Genomic DNA, 24,237 nt, shown 5'->3' with positions numbered 1-24,237 from the left:
TTTTGAAACTCTACCTTATTTTAACAAAAAAAAAATAAAAATCAATTCATTTCTTGTTATTTTTTGTTTTTATTTATAAACAAAGTAATTTCGTTACATTTCAACTCACTTTCAGGAGTCCTAATTAAAATCAGTTTGTTCCTTCTACAAGAATCGTTTAAATAAGTATGATGTCCTTTTATCACTGTACTTGGTCGGTAAATAAATTTGGTTCTCCAACTAAAACACAATAAAAATTATATTTTTTATTAAAACTTTTATTTTTATTTGTTTTGTGGTACACTATCACTATTATAATTTAAAATAAAATCTATAATAAAGGAGGTCTTTTATATGCCACACCAAAGAAATAGACGTCATTATAGATGTGCTCAAAGGGAAATTCATAGCCCAGTTAGTGAGCATGCCTCAATTGAATTGGATTTTAGAAAAACCACAGTCATTATAGCTTTAATTGCCTTACTTAAGGGCTTGATAATTGGACTTGCATTAAGAAGAAAATAAACAAAACTATTGACGGTATGCTATTACTAGTATATCGTCAATATTCTGTTTACATAGAGTAATTATTATTACTAAATGATAAGTTGTTTATGAAAGGATGTTAAATTTATGAAACTAGGAATTGTAGGTTTACCTAATGTAGGTAAAAGCACGCTATTTAATTCCCTTACTAAAGCAGGTGCTGAATCTGCAAACTACCCATTTTGCACAATAGATCCGAATATAGGAATTGTATCTGTTCCTGATGAAAGATTAAAAAATCTAAGTAATCTATATAATTCTGAAAAAGTATTGCCTGCCACAATTGAATTTGTTGATATTGCTGGCCTTGTAAAAGGTGCTTCTAAAGGAGAAGGACTTGGGAATCAATTTTTATCTAATATTAGAGAAGTAGATGCCATTGTTCATGTGGTGCGTTGTTTTGAAGATACAAATGTTGTTCATGTTGAAGGTTCTGTAGATCCTATTAGAGATATTGAAACTATTAATTTAGAGCTTATTTTTTCAGACATTGAAATCTTAGATAGAAGAATTCAAAAAACGGCTAAAGGTGCTAAAACCGATAAAGGACTAGCCAAAGAACTAATGATTCTTAATGGACTTAAAGACCACCTTGAGTCAGAAAAACCAGCTAGAAGTTTTGAAACAAATGACGATAGCGAAAAAGATTTTGTCAATTCTTTAAATTTATTAACTTTTAAACCTGTCATCTTCGGGGCAAATGTAACTGAAGAAGATCTCATAACAGATGGCATGGAAAATCAGTATGTAGCTAAGGTTAGAGAGTTTGCTTCAAATGAAGGCTCTAAAGTATTTGTTATATGTGCAAAAATCGAACAAGAAATCGCTGAATTAGACGAAGACGAGAAGAAAATGTTCTTAGAAGATCTAGGAATAACGGACTCTGGTCTTGATAAATTAATAAAGGCCAGTTATTCCTTACTAGGATTAATTAGTTATTTGACTGCTGGACCAAAAGAAACAAGAGCTTGGACAATTACTCAAGGTACAAAAGCACCTGGTGCTGCAGGTAAAATCCATTCCGACTTTGAACGTGGGTTTATTCGTGCAGAAATCGTTGCTTATACCGATCTTATAAATTGTGGTAATTACACTTCTGCAAAAGAAAAAGGGTTGGTTCGTCTTGAAGGCAAAGAATATGTGGTTCAAGATGGGGATGTTATATTATTTAGATTCAATGTTTAATAGGTTTTTAAATACAAAAAAGGTGACTAAGTCACCTTTTTTATATTTTATAGGACAGTAAAGCTGTCACTTTGTTCCATTTTCATATCCAGTATGGTCATTTCCTAAATAATGCAAATCTAATTCTATATTTATAATATCACTTTCTGGGTAATCAAAAATAGTAATATTGTCAGGTCGTCCATCGTCTTCTTTCCATTGTAAATATTCTTCTACAATTTCTTGTGCTTTACTTTTTGAGATATCTTGACCATATATGGCACTATATTCTTCTCTAGATAATGATAATGAAATATGATATTTATCGTCTTGTCGCTGTCGTTCTTCATATATACTATTAAGCATACAAACACCTCATCCTTATATTTAGAATTCAATTTGTTAAGTAAAGTGCTATTACTTTCTTATCATAACCAACAGTAAAGTTAGATATACTGTTGGGAATTGAATAAATACAAGAACGAATTCTTAGTGCTTTATTTTACTTCTTCTTCCTCGCATTCTTCTGCTTTTTTACCTGTTTTAATTTTTATTTTTTCCATTAAATCTGGGACCATATCAAGAATTTTAGTTAAACCATCTTGATTTTTAACATTTACAAGTTTTGTTTGACCGTTTTGGATTACTAATATGGCACTTGGTGTAATTCTAGCGCCTAATCCTCCACCTCCGCCACCGTGTTTTTCTCCTGCACCATCTGATGCCCCAGCTCCTACACCAAAACTTACATCAACTAATGGTAATATAATTGTATCATTAATATGAATGGCTTCACCTACTACAGTTTTAGTTGTTAAGAAACTTTCCATTCCAACAAATAATGAATCCACCGTCTTTTTAAAATTTGATTCCATACAAATCCTCCTTTTTATTACTTTATTCTTTTTAAGATGTTTTTTTAGACATTTTTACTAAGAACCAATCTTCTCACATTTTTATCTATTAAAAGCTTTATAGCTTCTATAACTATTGTCACAAGGTAGATTTTACCTTTTATATCAATTGTGCCTTTTATAATTTTTTCATCAAAATTGCCTTCTAAATTAATATCCTTACTTTTTATAATATAAAGAAAGCTTAGTATTCCCAAAACATAACCTGTTAATGCAGGGTCTCCTGTACCTATTTGTAAATATAATTTTATATTATTAGGTGCCAACTTTTTAAATATTCTTTTGATTGAATTATAAATCTTCTTTATGGCACTCTTGTTTTTTTCATCTGATATAAAAGCTTTTCCTTTATTTATCTTTTCTCTTATTTGTTCCCACAAAGACAAGTCTTTATTAGGTTTTTTTTGTTTTTTCACTTTCTTCTTTTTAAGTTTTTCAGCCTTTACTTTTGACTTATTATCAATATCTTTTTCTAATTTACACTCTTTTTTTATATATTTTGTATCTACTTCTTCATCTATGTGTAAATCTCTTTTAACCTCTTCTCTGACTTCTTCTTTTATGGTTTCTTTATAAGCTTCTTCTTTTTCTTTAATATTTCTTTTCAATTCTTCTTTTGTTTCTTTATTATTAACTTTTTTCCTCAGTCTAAACCCAAATATCCTTGTAATTATATCTGTCTTATTACTATCTTGAGCAATAGAGATATTGATTATATTAAAAAGCCAAGTAACTCTAGATCTACTGACAAAAATATCATCAAAGTAACTTGCTTTTACTTTGTATTTAATTGGCACAAATAAAATAATACATAATAATACTAATAGTGTAATTAATAACACTACAATGATCCACATTACTGTTAAAAAGATATATTTTAAAATTGTTAAAAGAATAGATAACATTTTCTCACCTTATGTATTTTTAATTAACCATTCGCTTTTTCTAATGGAATATATTAGGATTATAGAAATTATAGACATTATTAAAAATACTATACCTATTAACAATGATGTATTAATAAAAAATTGTAAAGGCACCATATTGATAAGTAAATCTGTTCTTGGATCTAATAGCCATAAATCATTATCAAAAAACAGCTCATGAAACACTGTAAAAAAATAATTGAAATTTGTACTTATAATAATGCTAAGTACAACTATAATACTTATAAATCCACCAATGACATATTGTATCCATCTCATAAGTATTGCCAACATTTTTTTCTTTAATAAAATACTTAATAATATTATAGTGATAAATAAAATAAGACTATAATTTCTTATTTTATGACCTTGAAGAAACAATATTTGAACGTCTTCCATATGTAATTTTTCACGTTCACCAAAAACTTCTTCATTGCCTACACCTAATGGAATAACCAAATCATGTCTTTGCCCTTTTAAAAAAGCAATCATTTCATCTGTTATAAACATTAAATCCTCTTTTTCAATATTAGTATCTTCCATTATATTATAATGGCTATAGTGCCAACTATAATAAGCATCATTATATGCAATGATTTGTATAGAAGTAAAAAATATTATATTAAGAAATAAAATTCCTGTTATGATACCTATTAAATTGTTAACAAACCTTTTCATTATGCTCTCCAAACTTAAAGTATTCTTTAAAAATAACTTTCCTTGTCTTTTCATATATTTCTTGTACGATTATTTTGGTTAATTCAAAGGCTTCTTCCTTACCTTTTGCAATCCCAATGATTTTTAAATCCATTTTTTCTTTCTCTTTTTTTAATTCCTTTGTCTCCAATATTTCTAATTGAAAATTAACCTTATTAGTAAGACATAAACAATAAATGTCTTTAGGGTATTTATTTTTATTGATTTTTTTTATTATTTTATTTTTTTCTTTTTCTTTTATGTTGTCACTATAATAAATAGATTCATACCACATCAATCTCTACACCCTTTAATTGACAAATATACTTTAAGTATATCAAATTTTATATATATTACAAGGATTTTATTCTACACTTATACTCTAAAAAAGGGAAATTAAATCAATTCTAAAAAATCATCAAATATCTTGCTTATTTTGTTTTAAAAAAACAGGCAAAATTTGCCTGTTTATGATAAAGCTCTTTCTAATTTTTTCATTTCGCTCCTTGGAAAGTTCCTTAATAGCACCATATATTGTTCTTCAGATAAATCAGTTGTTGAACAATACATATCGATTTTATCTTCTACTGAAGCATTTCTGTAATCTTCTAATAATCTATCAAAGTTTTTATTCTCCATTTGACAACCCTCTTTCTCATTTTTCATAGATAGTAATAGTATGGCCAATGGGAATTTTTTTAATCATTTTAATCCTTATCTTCCATAATAAGTTTAATTAGTTTAAGAGTTGCTGCTTTTTCCTTTTCATTACCACACTGGTTTAATGCAAATAATATATACTCATATACTTCTTTTGCACTACTAAAGGAAACTGGTAAATGAGATATGACCTTACTCATCTTAGCCCTTCTAACTAAAATATCATCTTCACCAATCTTTATCTCTAATTTTTTCAAAAAAGCTTCAACCATTTTATAAATTTTTACATCATCTAATACTTCTTCATCAATGGTTTTTTCTTCTAAATCTGAGTAAAAACTTGATGAATTCAACAAAGCTATTTTACTAATTTTATTTATTATATTTTCTAGATTAGTCCCACAAATAGTGTCCTTATATTGCCCTGATCCTAATTCTACAAAGCTTTCATTCTTAATAATATGATAATTAATTTGATCTTGCTTACCTTCTAATGTTTGTAGGTCATTTATAACATTTTCATAGACATCTACATTGTCCTCTGACATATAGTATTTATGGGCTTCTTTAATAATATTAAAAGCATTCTTATTAATTTGGACATCCTCTTCTAAACATAATAACTGAGAATATATCAAGTTGATAATTTGCATTAAGTCTATGTAGCCATTAATTGTATTTTCTAATTTTCCACCAATTTGTTTTAGATAGTTATTAATTACTGTAACGCCTTCATCATCTGGATTTTCTTTAGTATTTTTTTTAATTTCATTTAGAAGTTCTAGAATGTCATTAAAGTGTTCACCATACCCCTCTGCCAATTCAGGAGAGTAAATTTTTTCTAATAAATCCAATGTATCTGTTAACTTTACTGTTTTTGATCCTTTATATATTTTAAGGCTATTATGAATATAATCAAAAAACTTGGTTTTAGTAAGCCTCATTGGCAACTGGCCTAAAACATCTTTTAATCTTTGATTAATAATCACATTATCCTTTGTAGAAAAGATAAATGAAACTACCTCTTTAGCAAAACCTTCTAATGAGTCCACTATCTTAACGTCTAGATTTTCTTGTCTATTGATGATATATTCATACATTTCTACTTCATCTGCATAAACGGTTAGAAGTTCTAATTTAGAAGCAACGTCTTCTCTTAGAGCATGTATTTCATCAATAGTTCCATTGTCTATTTTTCTTTCAATAATGCCTTTTTGGACAATACTAAATATTTGATTCGATATTGTTTTAAAATTGTCCTCTGTTAAATAATCATTTTTTTTCTCTGTAAACACTATATATTCAAAAGCAAAATTAATCATAGCATATTCATTGTAAGCATTTATCTGATCCTTGATTATTATAGAAAGGGATTCTTGTACATTCTCCCCTTTTCCTAAATGCTTCTTAGCTCTTTTTAAATCTAGTTCCATAATTCAATTCCTCTCTACGCTCCTATTTTGTTCATTATTTTATCATTGTATTTATTTAAAGTCAACGTTTCTAGAGGGCGTTTTCAAGAGATTCTCTATAAAATTTTGCTTAAAAACTCTTTGGTTCTGATTTCTGAAGGTCTATCAAATATCTCTTCCGGTGTGCCTTCTTCTACAATTATTCCTTCATCCATAAAAATAACCCTATCTGCTACTTCTTTGGCAAAGCCCATCTCATGGGTAACAACAACCATGGTCATTCCTTCTTGTGCCAAATCTTTCATAACAGCTAATACATCTCCAACCAATTCTGGATCTAGTGCAGAAGTTGGTTCATCAAACAACATAATACTAGGATTCATTACAAGGGCTCTTGCTATAGCAACCCTTTGTTTTTGACCCCCAGATAACATTACAGGGTATATATCTTTTTTATCTAAGAGCCCAACCTTCTCTAATATTGCTTCGCCTGTTATCACAGCATCTTTTTTTGGAATTTTTTTAACTTGGGTTGGACCTTCTATAACATTTTCTAAAACTGTCATATGAGGGAATAGATTGAAATGCTGAAAAACCATTCCCACATTTTGTCTCATTGCATTAATGGCTCTTTCTTTTCTTTCTACGATTTTTCCATTTATATATACATTTCCTTTCTGGCTTCTTTCTAAAAAATTAATACATCTTAATAAAGTACTCTTACCTGAACCACTTGGGCCAATAATAACAACAACTTCGCCTTCATAGACTGTTAAATTAACACCTAAGAGTACCTTTAATTTACCAAAACTTTTATGTATGTGCTCCATTTTAACCATTGTTTTTAATTCATTAGTCATTATTAATGCCTCCCTCTATCGCTTACAGCCAATCTTTTTTCAACCTTTTTAACCACAAAACTCAGGGATAAAGTAATGATTAAATAATATATCGCTGCAATAATTAAGTACTCTAGAGTATTAAAAGTAGATGACCCCAATTGTCTTGCTTGCATTAACAATTCTCTAATTGCAATTGCACTGGCTAAAGAAGAATCTTTTATTGCTATAATAAATTGATTTCCTAATGGTGGAACCGCTCTTTTTAAGGCTTGTGGAAATACAACACGTTTAAAGGCTTGATCTTTTGTCATTCCCAAAGATCTAGCTGCTTCTCGCTGACCATGATCGATAGAAAGAATCGCCCCTCTAAATATCTCTGCTATATATGCCCCATTATGTACACCAAATGCAATCACCGCTGACGGGAATGGATCTAGTCTAATAAAATTAGTTAGTCCATAATAAAGAATTAACAGCTGTACTAAAATTGGTGTTCCTCTTATTAGTCCAATGTATATACTTGCAGGAATATTAATAATTTTATATTTTGAAAGTTTTAAAAGAGCAATTATAAAACCTATTAGAACACCAAGTATTATTGAAGCAAATGATATTTTTATTGTTTCAATTGCTGCAGGAATAAATATACTAAAATCTTCGAAAATCACCGAAAACTCAAATCTTCTATCCAAATCAAACCACCTCCACTTTTGCTTTTAGCAAGATAGGAAACTTCATATAACCAGTAAAAACAGGCTATATTAACCTTTTTTCACTGAAAGAAAATCTAATGCCCTTAGTTTTTCCTCAAATGAAGTTTCCTATCTCATAAAAATATTGTATACAATTATATTTTTTTACTATTTATTCCTTTTTATCACCTAAATCTCTTTCACCTTTAATCTCAGATCCTTCTCTTACAATAATTTGAGCTCCTGAGTAATAATAAGGATTTGTAAAATCTACAACTTCTAAACGTTCATCTGTTATTGCCATACTACCAAAAATACCATCAAATCTTCCACTTCTTAACCCTTCGATAATACCACTCCAATCTGTTGTAATTGGTGTATAAGCAACTCCTAATCTGTTGGCAACTTCTTGACCAATTTCAACATCAAAACCAGTTAATTCTTCTCTTTCATAGTAATTAAATGGTCTGTAACCACCGCTCATGGCAAATGTAATCTCTCCTGCTTCTAGAATCCTTTCTAGACTACCATCAGTTGCTGGTGCTTCGTTTGGAAAAGTTTCTTCATAATCAAAACCATCTAAAATATTTCTACCAAAGTATTTTGTACTAATCGCCTCATATGTTCCATCTTCTATTATTTCATATAGTGCTTCATTAATTGCTTGTCTTAAAGCATCATCACCTTTTCTAATAGCAACTGCGATTGTTTCAGCGTAAATAACATCACCAGCCAATTCTAGGTTACCAAAATTCCCATTTTCCATAGCATCCAATGCCAATAAGCGATCACTGATAACAGCATCTACTCTGTTTTCTGCCAACTCTCTTAAAGTATATGTATCATCATCTAAAAATCTTACATCCTTAACATTAGAATAGGTTTGGGCCACATCGCCATAAGTTGTTCCCGTTGTAACACCTACTACATATCCATCTTCAGAACACCCTGTTAACGAGAAAATAATTAATGCAATACTTAATACTAATACAGTAATTTTTTTAATATTCATAACACCCTCCTGATTTTATTATTTTTTTCAGTTACCAATACAATTATAGTATACGTTGTAAAAAAAGTAAATTACGAAATATTCTAATTTATTATTCTTTTAATTGTTTTTGCATTGCCTAATTCTATTTTTTTAATATTTAATACATTTAATTGCATCCACTTATTAAATAATTCCTCTTCAATTCGCATTACTATGTGTTCGCTAATTATGGAGTTGAAGCATGATAAAATCTAATGATTTTTATTAGTCCACCGCCACCATTAAGATTACAAAGTCATCAATAAAAGATATTTGTATAATCAAAATAATTCTTTTAATTTAATTTTCAAACTTTTATTCTTAAAAAAGAAGTTCATATTTACAACTGTTTTTATTGCAATAAATTATATAATTTTACATTAAAACCTTTTTTATTTTCCAAATATAGTTTTGTTCTTGGCATCAAGCTTTTTCTAACTTTGTTAGAAAAATGCCGCGCTTTTAATAGCCTTTTCACTTTATAGGAACGAGAACTATAAAGTAAAAAAGAGACGAAAAATCGCCTCAATTAATCACTTAATATTTGTACATAAAATGCTTCATACCATATATGCATCACTTGCTTTTAACAATTCTAGTTCACGTTTTTTCAGTATTTCTATAGATTCAAAAATATCTGTTACCTTCATAATCACAGATGCTTTTCCGTTCATTTCAAAAGCATACATATACTCTATACTAATTTTTTCTGTTGAAAATACATTTAAAGCTTTATTAAGAGCACCTGGTTTATGGGGAACCACAATACAAATAACATCTGTTAGACTTACTGAAAAACCATTTTCTTTCAAAACAATAACTGCCTTTTCTGGGTCAGATACAATAAGTCTAAGTATGCCATATTCAGAAGTATCTGCAACACTTAATGCCGTTATATTAATATTATGGTCTCCTAATGTCTTAGTTACCTCGGTTAATCGACCTGACTTATTTTCTAGAAAAATGGATAACTGTTTTATTATCATAAACTCCCACCTTTATATAATTCTTTTATCAACAACTCTTTTTGCTTTTCCTTCACTTCTTTCAATAGTTTTCGGCTCTACTAGCTTTACCTTTACCCCAATGCCTAAGGCACTTTCAATTGCATGGGTTATTTTTTTAGTAAGAAATTCTAGCTTTTTAATTTCATCAGAGAAGAAAACACCATCCACCTCTACCCAAACCTCAAGAGTATCTAAATTATTAATACGCTCTACAATAAGTAAATAATGAGGTTTTGTTTCACTGATTTCTAGCAAAACACTTTCAATTTGTGATGGAAATATATTTACCCCTCTAATAATCAACATATCATCTGATCGCCCAGTACATTTTTCCATTCTTACCATTGTTCTGCCACAACTACAAACTTCATCCTTTAATATAGTTAAATCCCTTGTTCTATACCTTAGTATTGGTAATGCTTCTTTTGTTACTGTGGTAAACACAAGTTCACCCTTTTCACCATACCCCAGCGGATTAAGTGTATTCGTGTCAACAACTTCTGGAATAAAGTGATCTTCAAATATATGTAATCCATCTTGAGCCTCACACTCTGAAGAAACACCAGGACCAATTATTTCACTTAAACCATAGATATCTATTGCTTTTATTTTTAATTTTGACTCAATCTCTTTTCTCATGTTTTCTGTCCAGGGTTCTGCACCAAAAATACCAACTTTTATATTTAATGTTTCTGGATCAATGCCTTGCTCTTCTAATGCTTCAGCCAAATACAAAGCATAAGAAGGTGTACAAGCAATAGCTGTACTTTCAAAGTCTTGCATTAATTGAATTTGTTTTGCCGTATTTCCACCACTTATTGGTATAACTGTTGCCCCTACTTTTTCACTACCATAGTGAACCCCAAGCCCACCTGTAAACAATCCATATCCATAAGCAATTTGTATTCTGTCGTGTTTTTGTATTCCTGCACATGTTAGGGTTCTTGCAACAACCTCAGACCATGTACTTAGATCTTTTCTTGTATAACCTACAACTGTTGGTTTACCAGTTGTTCCTGATGAAGCATGGACACGAACCACTTCACTCATTGGAACACTAAATAATCCAAAAGGATAGTTCTCTCTTAAGTCGTCTTTGGTTGTAAATGGCAATTTATATAAATCATCTATGTCTTTTATATCTCCTGGCTCTAAGCCTAGATCTTGCATTTTATTTCTATAAAATTTTACATTATGATATACTCTTTCAACAGTTTCTACAAGTCTTTTTCCTTGTAATGCTCTTATACCTTCTCTGTTCATACATTCTATTGATTCGTTCCATATCATACATTTATAGCCTCCTAAAACTAGTGATCCATCTACTAGTTATACTTTTTTACACCTTTGAATTTTATTAAAAGCCTAATCTACAAAATACTTCTAGTGCATTTTGACGATTAGACTTTCATCTCTAACTAATTAATTCTTCAACATCTGACAAACTTATCTCTAATCCTCTATTAAATGCCTTTAAATTGATATCCACCGTTTTTTCAGGTACAGTTTTTTTGATAGCCTCTATCCATTTCTCTTTATCAAATTCCAAATATTTAGATAACGCGCCTAATAAAATTGTATTAACCACTTTAATATTGCCTATTCCTCTTGCTTCATCAAGTGCATTCATTACAATAAGATTCTTAACACCTTCTTCTAATTGATCTATAATATTATCTGGATACTTATCTAAACCAACTATTACAGACATTGGATCGATTTCCTGAGAATTCACAATTAAAACGCCATCTTCCTTTAAATAATGCACATACCTAAGGGCTTCTAACTTCTCAAAGGATACAATAATATCTGCATCTCCTACTTCTACTATAGGTGCGTTCACTTTTTCCCCATAACGAATGTGGGTTACCACACTTCCACCTCGCTGAGCCATTCCATGGACTTCTGATAATTTTACATCATACCCTTCTTCTAAAGCCAGGTTTCCAACAATTCTACTAGTTAAAAGACTTCCCTGTCCTCCAACACCTACTATTAACATATTCACTTTAGACATATTCACCTCTCCTTTCAATTAATTTTAATAATTAACAACTGAATCCTTCTCTCTATTTATTACATCAAATGCACATACTTCTATACATAAACCACATCCATTACAAAGTGCATCGTTTACCTGAATGACTCCCTGTTTCTTCTGAATAGCAGGACAGCCAATTTTCATACAAATTCCACAGGTTTTACATTCATCTTGATTAATATTACTTAATATTCTTTTGGTTTTTTTATCAAGAAGCTCACAAGGCGCACATGCTATAATTACAGATGGTTCTTCTCTATTCACTTCTTCTTTAATTACGGATTCTACTTCCTTTAAATTGAAAGGATCAACACTTCTTACATGTTTTATCCCTACACTTTTACACAATAATTCAAAATCAAGGGTATGAGTGGGCTCACCTTTTAATGTTTTCCCCGTCCCTGGATGATCTTGATGACCCGTCATTCCTGTTGTTCTGTTGTCAAGTATAAGTACTGTAGAGATTCCTTGATTGTATACCGTATTAACCAAACCAGTTATGCCTGAGTGTACAAATGTAGAATCGCCAATTACACCTACCCAATTTTTAACAAATTCTTTCCCCCTAGCCTTTTCAACGCCATGTACCATACTTACACTAGCACCCATACATATACAGGTGTCTATGCCTTGTAAAGGTGGTAATGCACCAAGGGTATAACACCCTATATCTCCAGTAGCATGAATTTTGAGTTTTTGTAATACGTAATACACCCCTCTATGTGGACATCCTGGACACATAACAGGTGGGCGAGCTGGTAGTGGCAAAGGACCCCTTGTTTCAACATTTTCTTTTCCAATAACTTTTTTAATTAAATTAGCACTATATTCACCTTGTTTGGTAAATAGCTCTTTGCCTTTAACATTTATTCCCCATGACTTAATTTGTTCTTCTATAATTGGTTCTAATTCTTCAACAACATAAACTTCCTCTACATTTTTACAAAATTCTAATATTAAATCTTTTGGTAATGGATGTAATATACCAAGTTTAAGGACAGAGGCTTCTGGTACAGCATCTTTTACATATTGATAGGGTATGCCACTAGTAATGACACCGATTTTTTTATTTTTGTATTCAACTTCATTGATACCTAAATTACTTGCCTCAACTTCCAATCTATTCATTCTATCTTCAACGATGGTATGTCTTTTTCTGGCCATTGCAGGCATCATAACATATTTTTGAAAATCCTTTTCATAATTTTTTAATGGCATTTCTTGCCTATCCATAAGACTGATAATACCTTGAGAATGAGATATTCTAGTTGTTAATCTTACTATAACAGGTGTATCGAATGCCTCGCTTAACTCAAATGCTTTTTTAACAAATTCTTTTGCTTCCATACTAGAAGATGGTTCCAATAACGGAATATGAGCTGCTCTTGCAAAAAATTTTGTATCCTGTTCGTTTTGAGAACTATGCATTCCTGGATCATCTGCTACAACTAAAACCAACCCGCCATTTACACCAGAGTATGCTACAGTAAATAATGGGTCAGCTGCTACATTCACGCCTACGTGTTTCATGCAAACTAATGTTCTTGCACCCGCAATAGATGAACCTATCCCAACTTCAAGGGCAACTTTCTCATTCGGCGCCCATTCCGCATATATTTCATCATATTTAGCCACATTTTCAGTAATTTCTGTACTAGGTGTTCCAGGGTAAGCAACTGTAACTGTTACCCCTGCCTCATAGGCACCTCTTGCTATTGCTTCATTCCCTAACATTAAAATTCTTTCTGACACTCTTACCTTCTCCCTTCGTTTCTTAAATCTACTACTCTTTTTGCTTTTCCCTCAAAACGTTCCAATGTCTTAGGTTCTACTAACTTTATAATTGCATCAACACCTAATATTATTTTAAGTTGGTGTTTTATTTTCTTTTCTAATGCTTCTAGGTTAGAATAAGAATCAAGTAAAGAATGATCTGCTAACTCTACCCTAATCTCTACAAAGTCTAAGAAACCTTTTTTATTTAAAATAATTTCATAATGAGGACCAATTTCTTTTAAATTTAATAATACTTCTTCAATCTGTGACGGGAATATATTAACCCCTTTAATCACTAACATATCATCTGTTCTACCTTGAATCTTACTCATTCTAACAGTAGTTCTACCACATTTACACGGTTCATAGTTTAGCCTTGTAATGTCTTTAGTTCTATATCTAATAAGGGGTAATGCTTCCTTAGTGATAGTCGTTATAACCAATTCCCCTTCTTCCCCTTCTGGTAATACTTCTTCTGTGTCTGGATCAATTATTTCTGGAATAAAATGATCTTCTGATATATGCATACCACATAAATATTTGCATTCCCCTGATACCCCTGGCCCAATTAACTCACTCATACCATAATTTTCAGTAGCTAAAATTCCCCAAGATTTTTGAATTTCTTCTCTCATTGCTTCTGTAGAACCTTCCCCTCCAAATAATCCAAGCTTTAGGCTTAAATCTGTTTTTGGGTTAATACCCATTTGTTTTGCAACTTCTGCCATATGCAATGCATAGGAAGGTGTACTAACAAGAATGGTTGTTCCAAAATCTTTCATTAACATTATCTGTTTTTCTGTATTTCCTGAAGATGCTGGGACTACTAAGGCACCCACTTTTTCTAACCCATAATGAAGACCAAAAGCGCCAGTAAATAGACCATATCCAAAAGAGATTTGTGCAACATCTTTTGAACTGCCTCCTGCCATTGATACTAATCTTGCTATTAAGTTAGCCCATAACTCTAAATCTTTTCTTGTGTATCCTACAACTGTAGGTTTTCCTGTTGTTCCAGATGAGGCATGAAGTCTAATGAGCGCTTCTTTGTCTACGGTAAATAAACCAAATGGATAATTTTTTCTTAAATCATCTTTTACAGTAAACGGTAACTCTTTCAGATCCTCTATGGTCTGTATATGTACAGGTTTAACACCTATTCTATCCATTTTCCCTTTGTAATAAGGTACTTTATGGTATATTCTTTCTATCGTATTCTTTAAGTTATAATTCTGATATGAAATCATTTCACCCCTTGAATAAGATTCTGCCTTATCCCAAATCATATAAAATTAACCCCCCCTTTATTCAGCCCCCACTGCTTTTTGTGTAAACACCTTATCAATATGCTCTTTTTTATATTCTGTTGTTAATAAACTAACAAAGTACATTGATATAATAGGCAAAATAATAGAAAATGCTGATACCGTTGGAATTAAAGGACTTTCCATTCCATACCTTAACACCCCATATAGTGTTATGCCTCCAGCTGTGATAAAGCTTGCGTATACTCCAGCTTTAGTTACCTTTTTGCTGTATAATCCTAATAAATAAGGGGCAAACAAACAACCCGAGACAGCTCCCCAAGATAAAGATGCTAAATTCAATACAGGACTATCACCTATAGCTATAAAATAAGATAAAAAAACAAAAACAACACATAAAATTCTTAGTAACCAAAGGATTTGTTTTTGATCTATATTAGGCTTTAAACCACCCTTTACTAAGTCTACTGCAATTGTAGAACTAGCAGCTAGAACAATAGACGCTAATGTTGACATAGAAGCCGATAATACAAGAACAAGTATGATAGCTGATGCAAATACAGGTAAAACAGTATCCATTACTAAGGGCATCACTTCATCAATTGATGCCGGCTGTTGGTTATTAAGAACTACTCTACTTAATGCACCAGTAAAATAAGCCCCAAATGTCATTAATAATGCAAATCCTGTGGAAACCCACTTTGCGGTTTTAATGGATTTTTCATCTTTTATTGTATAAAACTTATGAACCATTTGAGGAAGACCCCAACTTCCAAAACTAGTTAACACAACCAAGGAGAATAATGGTAATACTGTGTCTTTATGTATCATCTTTGTTAATTTAGTATCAATTCTTCCCAGATTAGAAATACCATTTACTATACCATTTACATTATGGTAGGTTGATACATAGAAAAGCAGAATGATTACACCTACTATCATAATTAATCCTTGAATAAAATCTGCCAATGATGCAGCCATAAAACCTCCAACAAATAAATAAAATGCCGTTAATGCCATCATCAAAAATAAAATAATATTTATATCCATATCAAATACTTGTTGAAATAAAAATCCTAAACCTTTATATACTGACGCTGCATATGGTATTAAAAAAACAAAAATTACTACTGTTGTAATCATCTTTATACCTTTACTATTGTATCTAGCTGCTAAAAATTCAGGCATTGTTGATGCATTCAGTCTTTGAGTCATTTCTCTAGTTTTTTTCCCAAGCACTCTCCAAGCCAAATAAGAGCCAATAAATGTATTTCCCAATACAATCCATAATGCCCCTAAACCAAAATTCCACCCAATTCTGCCTGCATAACCTATAAAAAGTACTGCTGAAAAATATGCTGTGCCATAAGAAAAAGCAGACATCCATGGGGGTATTGCCCGCCCACCAAGTAAAAAACCATCAAGATTCATTGCTTTTTTTCGACTGATAAAACTTACCCCCATTATCATCAAAATATAAAGCATAATACATAATACATAAATCATACAACCTCACCCCTTATTTAATTCACCACTTTAAAGTTTAACGCTATGTATGTGTATTACTTTAAATCGCTAAACTAAATTGGCAAAAAAAATATTATAATTACATTCTTTAGTTAATTATATCTTATACGCCTTATTTGTCAATACTAATAAATGCAATCACATCTTTATTCCTTCATTTAGCTAAAAATGACAAATATTGATTGTAATTGCATTATTTTTATTCCATTATGCATTTATGTCTTCATTCTTTTTTTAATTTTTTCCAAAAAGTAACCTATAATGACAAAACACACCCCTAATACTAACAAAGGATGTACATATTCAAAATAAACCATCTTTAAATTTCTATTAATTAAGAAATTGATAAATCCATTAACAAACCAACGATTAGGTATCACCCTGTTTATTATTAAAAGAGGATTATTAACAAAATCAATATTCCAAAAACTACCTCCAACTATAGCAAATAGCAATAGTGTCACTGAACCAAATATCTGCATTGTTATAACTCTATTGATTAATGTACTACACATTATAAAAAAACTCGTTATGGAGAAAACATAACTTGAAAATAATAGAAGTATACTAAAAAAACTGGTTAAGTCACTAATTCTTAAGTGATTAGATAATAAAAAAACCATTATAAATGTTGTTATTAAACTTATAAACAGTACACTTAATAAGTTTGATAGCAATCTAATAAACATATTATTATATATTGTTTTTATTCTTTTTTCTATGCCCAACTCCTTATCTTTAACAATAGAAGTAGATGCAAATAATATGATAAAAGCTAAAAAAATAGATACCATTCCTATTACTACTTGTTTATATATAATTGTGTTATCTATTTCTACCCTAGTAAATTCATCCTGTACATTTAATAAATTAATTGTCATAACCCTATCATCAGTTGCCTTTAACTGAAGCATCTCTGATTTTTCTATAGCTCGTTGTAAAGTATTAGGGATTTGGTTAAAATCTTTTCTTTTTAAACTTCTTTCTAATAGATCCATTGTTTTTAAGAGACTTATATCAAATAGCATTTCTCCTGCTATTATATCAGATATAACTTTACCTGCAGTGCTACCTTTTAAATAATAAACTTGTATCAAATTTCTTAACTCAAGTTGATACATTTTGTCTTCATATCCTAAAGGAATATAGTATATCCCTTCAACTTTTCCATCTTTTAGTAAGATATTTGACTCTTCCATACTAGTATCTATAATAAATAAAGATTCTTGGCGTTTAATATTTTCAACCAACTTACTTGACATAGAACTCCTATCTTCATCAACTAATGCAATAGGTATTCTGCTACCATAGTCCATATGGTCCAATAACACAGATGAAATCAAACTAAAAAAGAGTATTACAAACAAACATAATACCCATATAATCCTATCCTTCATTATTACTTTTATTCTGTTTTTTATAGCCATTAAAACCTTATACATAATGTTCTCCTAAATACTTATACATATAACTTGATACTATAATTAAAAGTATAGAAATACTTATAAAAGATACTATAATCCCATTAGAAAAACTTGGTTGAAGATTTTTTTGGACAAACAAAAATCCTCTAATAAACCAATAGTTAGGCGTGAATACAGATAAACGTTGTATTCTTTCCGGCATAAATTGAAGAGGCATAATACTTCCCCCAACAACTGCAGCTATAAAATAATAAATGTTGCCAGCTAATAATACCCCTTCCTGGGATTTAAATAAACCGGACATAAAAATGGATAAAGATACAGAAAATATTATTCCTACTAAAATATATAGTATTAGTCCGAAGGATATGGATATATTAGATACCATCCCAATGAGAGTAATCCATAATAGAATATTTAAGAACAAATATAAAACGTGGCTTATTAATTTACTTAATATGAATGTGGTTATACTGCACCCAGCAACTTCAATTCTTTGAAAGGTTCTTTGTTCCCTTTCTCTTAATAAGTCTATGCCAACATAAAGACCAAAGTACATAATTAAAAGGGTGATTATTGCAATAAAAAAGTAATTAACTGATGTCGTACTTGGAATGTTAATTACTTCATTATAGTCAAAATATTGGTTTCTTTCCATTGCTGACATAATTAATTCATATGAGATTTCCGCGTTGTAGGCAGAAATCTCATGAGGTAAATATTCTAATTCATTCATTATGTCATATAACATAGCAACATTACTCTCAACTGAACTAATGAATTTTTCATAACTCAATAATACATTTTTTAAAAGGACTGCTTTAACAGGGTCTTGGGTATTAATATTAGATATTACAGGGTCGTGAATCATATACATCATATTTTCTGCAAAGTTTTCAGGTATAATAAGGGTGGCATCTAAATCTCCAACCTTAAACATTTCTTCTACTATTTCTTGTTCATCCCTATACATATGGACAAATTGAGTAAAAGCAGTATTGCTTTCATAATGCTGTAATAATAGGTTAGAGTAAAGACTATTATCATTATCAATTATCCCTATTCTAATAGGGTTTATAAAATTCTTTTCTACCGTCTCCCCTGAATACATCATTACAAATAAACCAAAGAAAATAATTGGTAATACAGCAATTATAAAAACTCTTCTTTTATTATTAATTATCTCTTTGATGTTTTTTAAAATTAAAATTAACATTAAAATATTAACTCTCCCATAATTTCTTGTAAGCTAGGATTGATCAATAATAATGAAAACAACTTCATTTGTACTTCAAACATAATATTTTCCATATCTTCATCAGTTAACTCTGATATATTATGACCATTAACTTTATCGATCCCACTAAAATTAATGTTCTTATTAATAGATTCAATATTCGTTAAGGATTCAATTTCTAAGAAAATATAACTTCCATCATATGGGTTCTCCACTGATATAGTAGACAATAAACTTATTGCTTTTAAATCATTTCCTTTTATATAAAAATCATACAAATAATTTATCCCTGGTAAATCATCCACTAACTGACTGTCAAAATACAAGTTAAGCAAATCTGGAGAATACATTTCTTGAATAATTTTTAATTCGTTACCAATCTCTCTAATATTATTTAAACTATCTCTATCAATAGGAAGGTAATTAATATCCCCTGTATCTTCTAAAACATCAATAAATCTATTCATAATATCCTCAATAATAACAATAATTTGTTCATCCTCAATGGCTATTTCTAACAAACTAATACTCAATGCCATTATTTGATTATAATCTAGATCCAGAGTATATTTATCCCCTTTAATGGTTTTGTTGTTAATTTCGATACTTTCTCCTTTGGTTACTATTAATAAATTTTCAAGAACATCTTTAATGACATTTGAATAAGTATCTCCTTTAAAATTCTTTATACTTTTTGTATTTTTTATATCGAAAACCGTTGAAATATATTGATCTAGTGTTAGTTGCATTCCCGTTTCATCTTTTATCATATAAGAAAGAGTATCCCATGTAATGTAAAATTGCTTTTCATATAATGTTGGCACCTGAAAAGCGACTCCTGTATTGTCTAAATAAAGATTAACACTTAACAAATCATTATTTCTAAGGGCTACAATTAAATCAACTTCCATTTTATTCCCTGAGTAGTCTATTTTTTGATGACTTCTAATTTGAATATCTTTTAACATATTCATTACCAATAATTCCATTTGGGAATAGTCATACATTAGGTTGCCTAATTCAAAATCATTGATTTGAACAATATTAGTAACCTCTATTTGATCTGCATTTGCAACTTTTAGATTACTTGCCATTAATATATCTATTGGATCTTTGCGTATCAATAAATCTCTACCAAATACTCCTACAATCGTTATTGCTACTATAAATAAACAAGCAAATACTATTGACGTTATACTTTTCTTGAATTTTTTATTGTTTTCCTGAGCATTATCAGTTCCCAATGCATGATCACCTTCCACTATTTCTTGTGAATTGTCAAAAATAGATGACATTGCTATATTTTCTTCAATGGTTTTTGATACTTCTTCACCACACTTAGGACAATAACTCACTTCATTACTTATATCTTCATTGCAACCTTTACAGACCATTATTCTATCCCCTTTTTATTTTATAACTAATTATCATCTTTTTCCAGTTTCTTTAATATATCCCCAAACAAACCTTTTAAAGATGTTGTTGCTTCATCTTGTTCATTATATGCTTCTAATTCGTTTCTATCTAACTCATTTTGTGCCTCTTTAATACTTAAACTCATCTTATTATTCTTCTTATCTATATCCAATACTTTAACTTTTACTATATCTCCTGTTGCTACTACATCTGAAGGTTTTGTTATTCTCGCATCAGATAACTCAGATATATGAACCAATCCCTCTACACCTTCTTCTAACCTAACAAAAGCACCAAAGTCAAGCAACCTTGTAATTTGACCCTCATAAATATTGTTTACAGAATATTTTTCTGCCACATCTCTCCAAGGATTTTCATTAACGTCTTTAAGTCCTAATGAAATTTTTTCATTTTTCCTATCTACATTTATGATATAAACTTTTACCTGATCCCCCACTTGAACAATTTCACTAGGGTGTTTTACCCTTTTCCAAGCTAAATCTTGATTTCTAACTAAACCTTGTATGCCCCCAATATCTACAAAGGCCCCAAAATTAGTAAGATTCTTAACCGTACCTTCTACAACTTCCCCATTTTGTAATGTATTTAACTTTTCTTTTTTTTGTATTTCAACTTTTTCAAGCTCTACACTTTTAGGTGAAAGTATAATTTTATTACTACTTTGATCCAGCTCAACAATTTTTGCATCTAATTCTTTTCCTACAAATTTATTAAGATCATCTACGTAATCAATAGAAAGGAGGGAAGCAGGTATAAAACCTCTCATTCCATTAATATATGTAATGACACCACCTTTAACAACCTCATTTATTTTAATTTTTATTATTTTTTCTTCTGAAAAAATCTCTTCTAAAGTTTCAAAAGCAGTTTCTTTCTCTCCTCTTTTTTTAGATAGAACAACAGTACCATCTTCATTTTCTAACTTTAGTATTTTCACTTTGATTTTATCCCCAATATTAATATCCCTATCAATATCAAAACTTGGATCATCGCTAAGTTCTTCTTTATTTATAATACCTTCTGCGTGGTAATTTATATCTACAATTACATCCGTTCCTATTTTCCCAACAATTGTACCTTCTAGAATATCTCCAACATATATACGTTTTAATGATTGATCAATATCCTTTTCAAAGCTTTCCATTGTCTCAATATTATTTTCCATTCTAAACAACTCCCTTGACTTCTACTATTTTATTTTTATAATACCTTAATTTATTGAATTAATAAAGTATTTTATAAAGATTATTATTACAAAATTTTGGATAATAACAAAAGGTATCTTCCTTTTATTTATTATATCCTTATTGTTTACAATTATTTGATAATCTATTTGAGTGCTTCATTGTTTTCATTGACTAATTTTTTCAAATCACGACCAGAAGGGGTTTGAAAAATACCTAAGTCAAATTCAGCCACTACTGCCAACAGATGATCAAATATATCCGATTGAATTTCTTCATAATTCTCCCAAGCAGTATCATTTGTAAAAGCAAATATTTCTAGGGGCAATCCTTTATCTGTTGGTGCCAGTTGCCTAACCATCAATATGAAATTTTGACTAATTTTGGGATGCTTTTTTAAATACTCTTTTATATAGGCTCTAAAAGTACCTATATTTGTTAATTTTCTTCCATTAACAATACTTTCACAAGAAATATTATTTACTTTATTGTATTCTTGTACCTCTCTATTTTTCTTCTCTAAATATCCCTTAATATACTCTATCTTTTCTAATCTTTTTATTAAATCTTCATCAAGAATCTTTATTGTCGTTGTATCAATAAAAATTGATCTCATAATCCTTCTGCCACCTGATTTTGTCATTCCTTCCCAATTTATAAAGGCCTCCTTTAAAAAAGTTTGAGCAGGTATATTAGAAATTGTTCTATCCCAATTTTGAACTTTAATTTTATTTAGACTAATGTCAATTACTTCTCCATTTGCATTTTGACTTGGCATTTCAATCCAATCACCAATTTTTAAAGATTCACTTGCCGTTAATTGAATACTAGCAACCAATCCCAATATGGTATCGCTAAAGATCAATATAAATATAGCAGTCATCCCCCCTAATGCACTAAGCATTGCAAGAAGATTTGCTTCTGTAGTAAAATTACCAAACAACAAAATACCTGCTAAACTATAAAAAAAGATTTTTACAACACCTATGATTCCCTTAATAGGTCTATCTTTTGAGAATTCAAATGAATTGTATATTTGAACAACTGCGTCTAGCAATCGTAAAATAGCCCTTAATGATAAAATTATTATTAAAGCAGTAGATACTTTTTGCAAGATATACTGATATTCATCTAATAAACTTGAAAAAATATGAATAACTATAAGAGCTGGAATATGGGATAATCTATGAAATACTTTTTTATCATAAATAATTTCATCCCATTTATTAGCTGTTTTGATAACCATCTTATGTATTATTTTTAATACAATTTTTCTACAAATCAAATCAACAATATAAGCAATAAAAAATATTGCAATTGTTGCAATTAAATAACTTAGTAGTGTTTGATAGTTTCCTTTTATCCTAGTGGTTTCTAACCATCCCCGTATGATCTCTAGCATAGTTTCACTTCCTTATGATTGTTGTAAATTTATTATATCATTTTATTGGGGTAATTAACAACTTTTCAACAAATGAAAAAGATTCATAAAATATTTTGTTTTATATGGTACAAACTTAAGTCCTTTCACATAACATGTACTATAAAATATAAATGTTTTAATAACATTTTTCACCTAATGAAAGGAGGTTTTCATATGTCAAAACTTTATAGCGGAGATATAGTTGCTGGTTTAAGATGCTTAATAGGTCAAACTGTTTCCATTTATACAACAAGCGGTGGATGTTCAGGTAGTGGGTTTACAGGCGTTTTAGTTTATGTTGATGATTGTGTTGTTAAGCTTATAACTAGAATTGGTACCCCTCCATCTTGTTCATTAGGAACAGCTTGCTGTCCTCCTGGTCCAGCTCCTTATAGGGGATATGGATGTGAACCATTTGTAGGTTTAGGTTCTGTAACAATTATTCCAGTAGATAGAATTGCTGCCTTCGTTCAAAATGCAATAGGATAATGATCATCCAAAACCCAGTCTCTTGTATCAGTAGATGAGGGGTTGGGTTTTATAAAAAAATTATTATTTTGAGTAGCACACACTTGTACACTTCTTCATACTATAATATTAGGACAAGAAAAAAGGAGGTATATTTAATGGCTGACGGATTTGCTTTTGGAGGAGCTCCAGTTGCAGGAACTATAGCAGATCAATTACGTTGCTTAATTGGTCAAACTGTTTCTATTTATGCTACTTGTGGTGGTTGTTCAGGTAGTGGCTTTACAGGTGTTCTTATTTATGTTGATGATTGTGTGGTTAAATTAATCACAAGAATCGGAACGCCTCCTTCTTGCTCATTAGGAACAGCATGTTGCCCACCAGGGCCTGCTCCTTATAGACCTTATGGCGCCGAACCTTTTGTTGGTTTAGGTTCTGTAACCATTATTCCAATTGATAGAATTGCAAGCTTCGTTAAAAATGCAGTTGGCACATTCTAAAATTATTCATTTAAGGGAGATGGCTTTTGATCCATCTCCTGAGAGTATCGACTTTGTCGATACTCTTTTAATATATTCCATAAA

General features: G+C 30.2%; 25 protein-coding genes. 4 read left to right on the top strand and 21 right to left on the bottom strand.

Going from position 1 to position 24,237, the window contains the following annotated elements; genetic code table 11:
* Positions 1-333 precede the first annotated feature (333 nt).
* Complete coding sequence (locus tag EDC18_RS14425; RefSeq protein WP_165878412.1) at positions 334-504, top strand: hypothetical protein; 171 nt, start codon at positions 334-336, stop codon at positions 502-504.
* Positions 505-612: 108 nt separating this feature from the next.
* Complete coding sequence (gene ychF / locus EDC18_RS00690; protein ID WP_132249240.1) at positions 613-1,710, top strand: redox-regulated ATPase YchF; 1,098 nt, start codon at positions 613-615, stop codon at positions 1,708-1,710.
* Positions 1,711-1,776: 66 nt separating this feature from the next.
* Here ychF and EDC18_RS00685 read toward each other — a convergent pair whose 3' ends face one another.
* The 21 genes from EDC18_RS00685 to EDC18_RS00580 all read right to left on the bottom strand — a co-directional run bounded on the left by EDC18_RS00685 (position 1,777) and on the right by EDC18_RS00580 (position 23,164).
* Positions 1,777-2,055 (bottom strand): hypothetical protein, encoded by a 279-nt coding sequence (locus tag EDC18_RS00685; protein ID WP_132249238.1) that lies wholly within the window; start codon positions 2,053-2,055, stop codon positions 1,777-1,779.
* A 131-nt stretch (positions 2,056-2,186) separates the two neighbouring features.
* On the bottom strand, positions 2,187-2,564 hold the full coding sequence (locus EDC18_RS00680) for a GerW family sporulation protein (protein ID WP_341472689.1): 378 nt from the start codon (positions 2,562-2,564) through the stop codon (positions 2,187-2,189).
* 44 nt (positions 2,565-2,608) lie between these two features.
* Positions 2,609-3,508, bottom strand: coding sequence for a DUF2953 domain-containing protein (locus EDC18_RS00675; protein WP_132249234.1), 900 nt, complete (start codon positions 3,506-3,508; stop codon positions 2,609-2,611).
* A gap of 9 nt (positions 3,509-3,517) precedes the next feature.
* Positions 3,518-4,207, bottom strand: a complete 690-nt coding sequence (locus EDC18_RS00670; RefSeq protein WP_165878411.1) for a TIGR01906 family membrane protein — start codon at positions 4,205-4,207, stop codon at positions 3,518-3,520.
* Positions 4,191-4,523: a hypothetical protein gene (locus tag EDC18_RS00665; RefSeq protein WP_132249230.1), complete on the bottom strand. Its 333-nt coding sequence runs from the start codon at positions 4,521-4,523 to the stop codon at positions 4,191-4,193. Before EDC18_RS00665 ends, EDC18_RS00670 begins: the two co-directional genes overlap by 17 nt.
* 170 nt (positions 4,524-4,693) lie before the next feature.
* Positions 4,694-4,864 (bottom strand): hypothetical protein, encoded by a 171-nt coding sequence (locus EDC18_RS00660; RefSeq protein ID WP_165878410.1) that lies wholly within the window; start codon positions 4,862-4,864, stop codon positions 4,694-4,696.
* 68 nt (positions 4,865-4,932) lie between these two features.
* A complete protein-coding gene (locus EDC18_RS00655; protein WP_165878404.1) occupies positions 4,933-6,318 on the bottom strand; it encodes a hypothetical protein in 1,386 nt (461 codons plus the stop codon).
* 95 nt (positions 6,319-6,413) lie between these two features.
* Complete coding sequence (locus tag EDC18_RS00645; protein ID WP_442929333.1) at positions 6,414-7,157, bottom strand: amino acid ABC transporter ATP-binding protein; 744 nt, start codon at positions 7,155-7,157, stop codon at positions 6,414-6,416.
* Positions 7,158-7,159: 2 nt separating this feature from the next.
* Positions 7,160-7,831 (bottom strand): amino acid ABC transporter permease, encoded by a 672-nt coding sequence (locus tag EDC18_RS00640; protein WP_132249222.1) that lies wholly within the window; start codon positions 7,829-7,831, stop codon positions 7,160-7,162.
* Positions 7,832-8,003: 172 nt separating this feature from the next.
* The gene (locus EDC18_RS00635; protein WP_132249220.1) at positions 8,004-8,843 is read right to left on the bottom strand and encodes a transporter substrate-binding domain-containing protein; all 840 of its coding nucleotides are present in this window, start codon (positions 8,841-8,843) and stop codon (positions 8,004-8,006) included.
* 581 nt (positions 8,844-9,424) lie between these two features.
* Positions 9,425-9,850, bottom strand: a complete 426-nt coding sequence (locus EDC18_RS00630; RefSeq protein ID WP_132249218.1) for an ACT domain-containing protein — start codon at positions 9,848-9,850, stop codon at positions 9,425-9,427.
* 12 nt (positions 9,851-9,862) lie between these two features.
* Complete coding sequence (locus tag EDC18_RS00625) at positions 9,863-11,161, bottom strand: phenylacetate--CoA ligase family protein (RefSeq protein WP_132249216.1); 1,299 nt, start codon at positions 11,159-11,161, stop codon at positions 9,863-9,865.
* Positions 11,162-11,285: 124 nt separating this feature from the next.
* Positions 11,286-11,888 (bottom strand): indolepyruvate oxidoreductase subunit beta, encoded by a 603-nt coding sequence (locus tag EDC18_RS00620; RefSeq protein ID WP_132249214.1) that lies wholly within the window; start codon positions 11,886-11,888, stop codon positions 11,286-11,288.
* 24 nt (positions 11,889-11,912) lie between these two features.
* On the bottom strand, positions 11,913-13,664 hold the full coding sequence (iorA, locus tag EDC18_RS00615; protein ID WP_207669138.1) for an indolepyruvate ferredoxin oxidoreductase subunit alpha: 1,752 nt from the start codon (positions 13,662-13,664) through the stop codon (positions 11,913-11,915).
* Between the two features lie 2 nt (positions 13,665-13,666).
* On the bottom strand, positions 13,667-14,974 hold the full coding sequence (locus EDC18_RS00610; RefSeq protein WP_132249212.1) for a phenylacetate--CoA ligase family protein: 1,308 nt from the start codon (positions 14,972-14,974) through the stop codon (positions 13,667-13,669).
* An 18-nt stretch (positions 14,975-14,992) separates the two neighbouring features.
* Positions 14,993-16,459, bottom strand: a complete 1,467-nt coding sequence (locus tag EDC18_RS00605; RefSeq protein ID WP_132249210.1) for a sodium:solute symporter family protein — start codon at positions 16,457-16,459, stop codon at positions 14,993-14,995.
* A gap of 236 nt (positions 16,460-16,695) precedes the next feature.
* The gene (locus EDC18_RS00600) at positions 16,696-17,922 is read right to left on the bottom strand and encodes an ABC transporter permease (RefSeq protein ID WP_132249208.1); all 1,227 of its coding nucleotides are present in this window, start codon (positions 17,920-17,922) and stop codon (positions 16,696-16,698) included.
* A complete protein-coding gene (locus EDC18_RS00595; protein WP_132249206.1) occupies positions 17,915-19,120 on the bottom strand; it encodes an ABC transporter permease in 1,206 nt (401 codons plus the stop codon). The genes EDC18_RS00600 and EDC18_RS00595 overlap by 8 nt, the downstream gene beginning before the upstream one ends.
* Positions 19,120-20,535, bottom strand: a complete 1,416-nt coding sequence (locus EDC18_RS00590) for a hypothetical protein (protein ID WP_132249204.1) — start codon at positions 20,533-20,535, stop codon at positions 19,120-19,122. The genes EDC18_RS00595 and EDC18_RS00590 overlap by 1 nt, the downstream gene beginning before the upstream one ends.
* Positions 20,536-20,561: 26 nt before the next feature.
* Positions 20,562-21,743 (bottom strand): 30S ribosomal protein S1, encoded by a 1,182-nt coding sequence (gene rpsA / locus EDC18_RS00585; protein WP_132249202.1) that lies wholly within the window; start codon positions 21,741-21,743, stop codon positions 20,562-20,564.
* Positions 21,744-21,907: 164 nt separating this feature from the next.
* Complete coding sequence (locus tag EDC18_RS00580) at positions 21,908-23,164, bottom strand: mechanosensitive ion channel family protein (RefSeq protein ID WP_132249200.1); 1,257 nt, start codon at positions 23,162-23,164, stop codon at positions 21,908-21,910.
* Positions 23,165-23,359: 195 nt separating this feature from the next.
* Between EDC18_RS00580 and EDC18_RS00575 the strand changes: the two genes are divergently transcribed.
* Both EDC18_RS00575 and EDC18_RS00570 read left to right on the top strand, forming a co-directional pair.
* Positions 23,360-23,674, top strand: coding sequence for a hypothetical protein (locus tag EDC18_RS00575; protein ID WP_132249198.1), 315 nt, complete (start codon positions 23,360-23,362; stop codon positions 23,672-23,674).
* Positions 23,675-23,811: 137 nt separating this feature from the next.
* Positions 23,812-24,153 (top strand): hypothetical protein, encoded by a 342-nt coding sequence (locus EDC18_RS00570; protein WP_243115031.1) that lies wholly within the window; start codon positions 23,812-23,814, stop codon positions 24,151-24,153.
* The last annotated feature ends 84 nt before the right edge of the window (positions 24,154-24,237 follow it).

The sequence above is a fragment of the Natranaerovirga pectinivora genome, assembly GCF_004342165.1.
Taxonomy (GTDB): domain Bacteria; phylum Bacillota; class Clostridia; order Lachnospirales; family DSM-24629; genus Natranaerovirga; species Natranaerovirga pectinivora.
The sequence above is the reverse complement of the archived record's forward strand: the minus strand, read 5'-3'. Positions and strand labels throughout refer to the sequence as shown.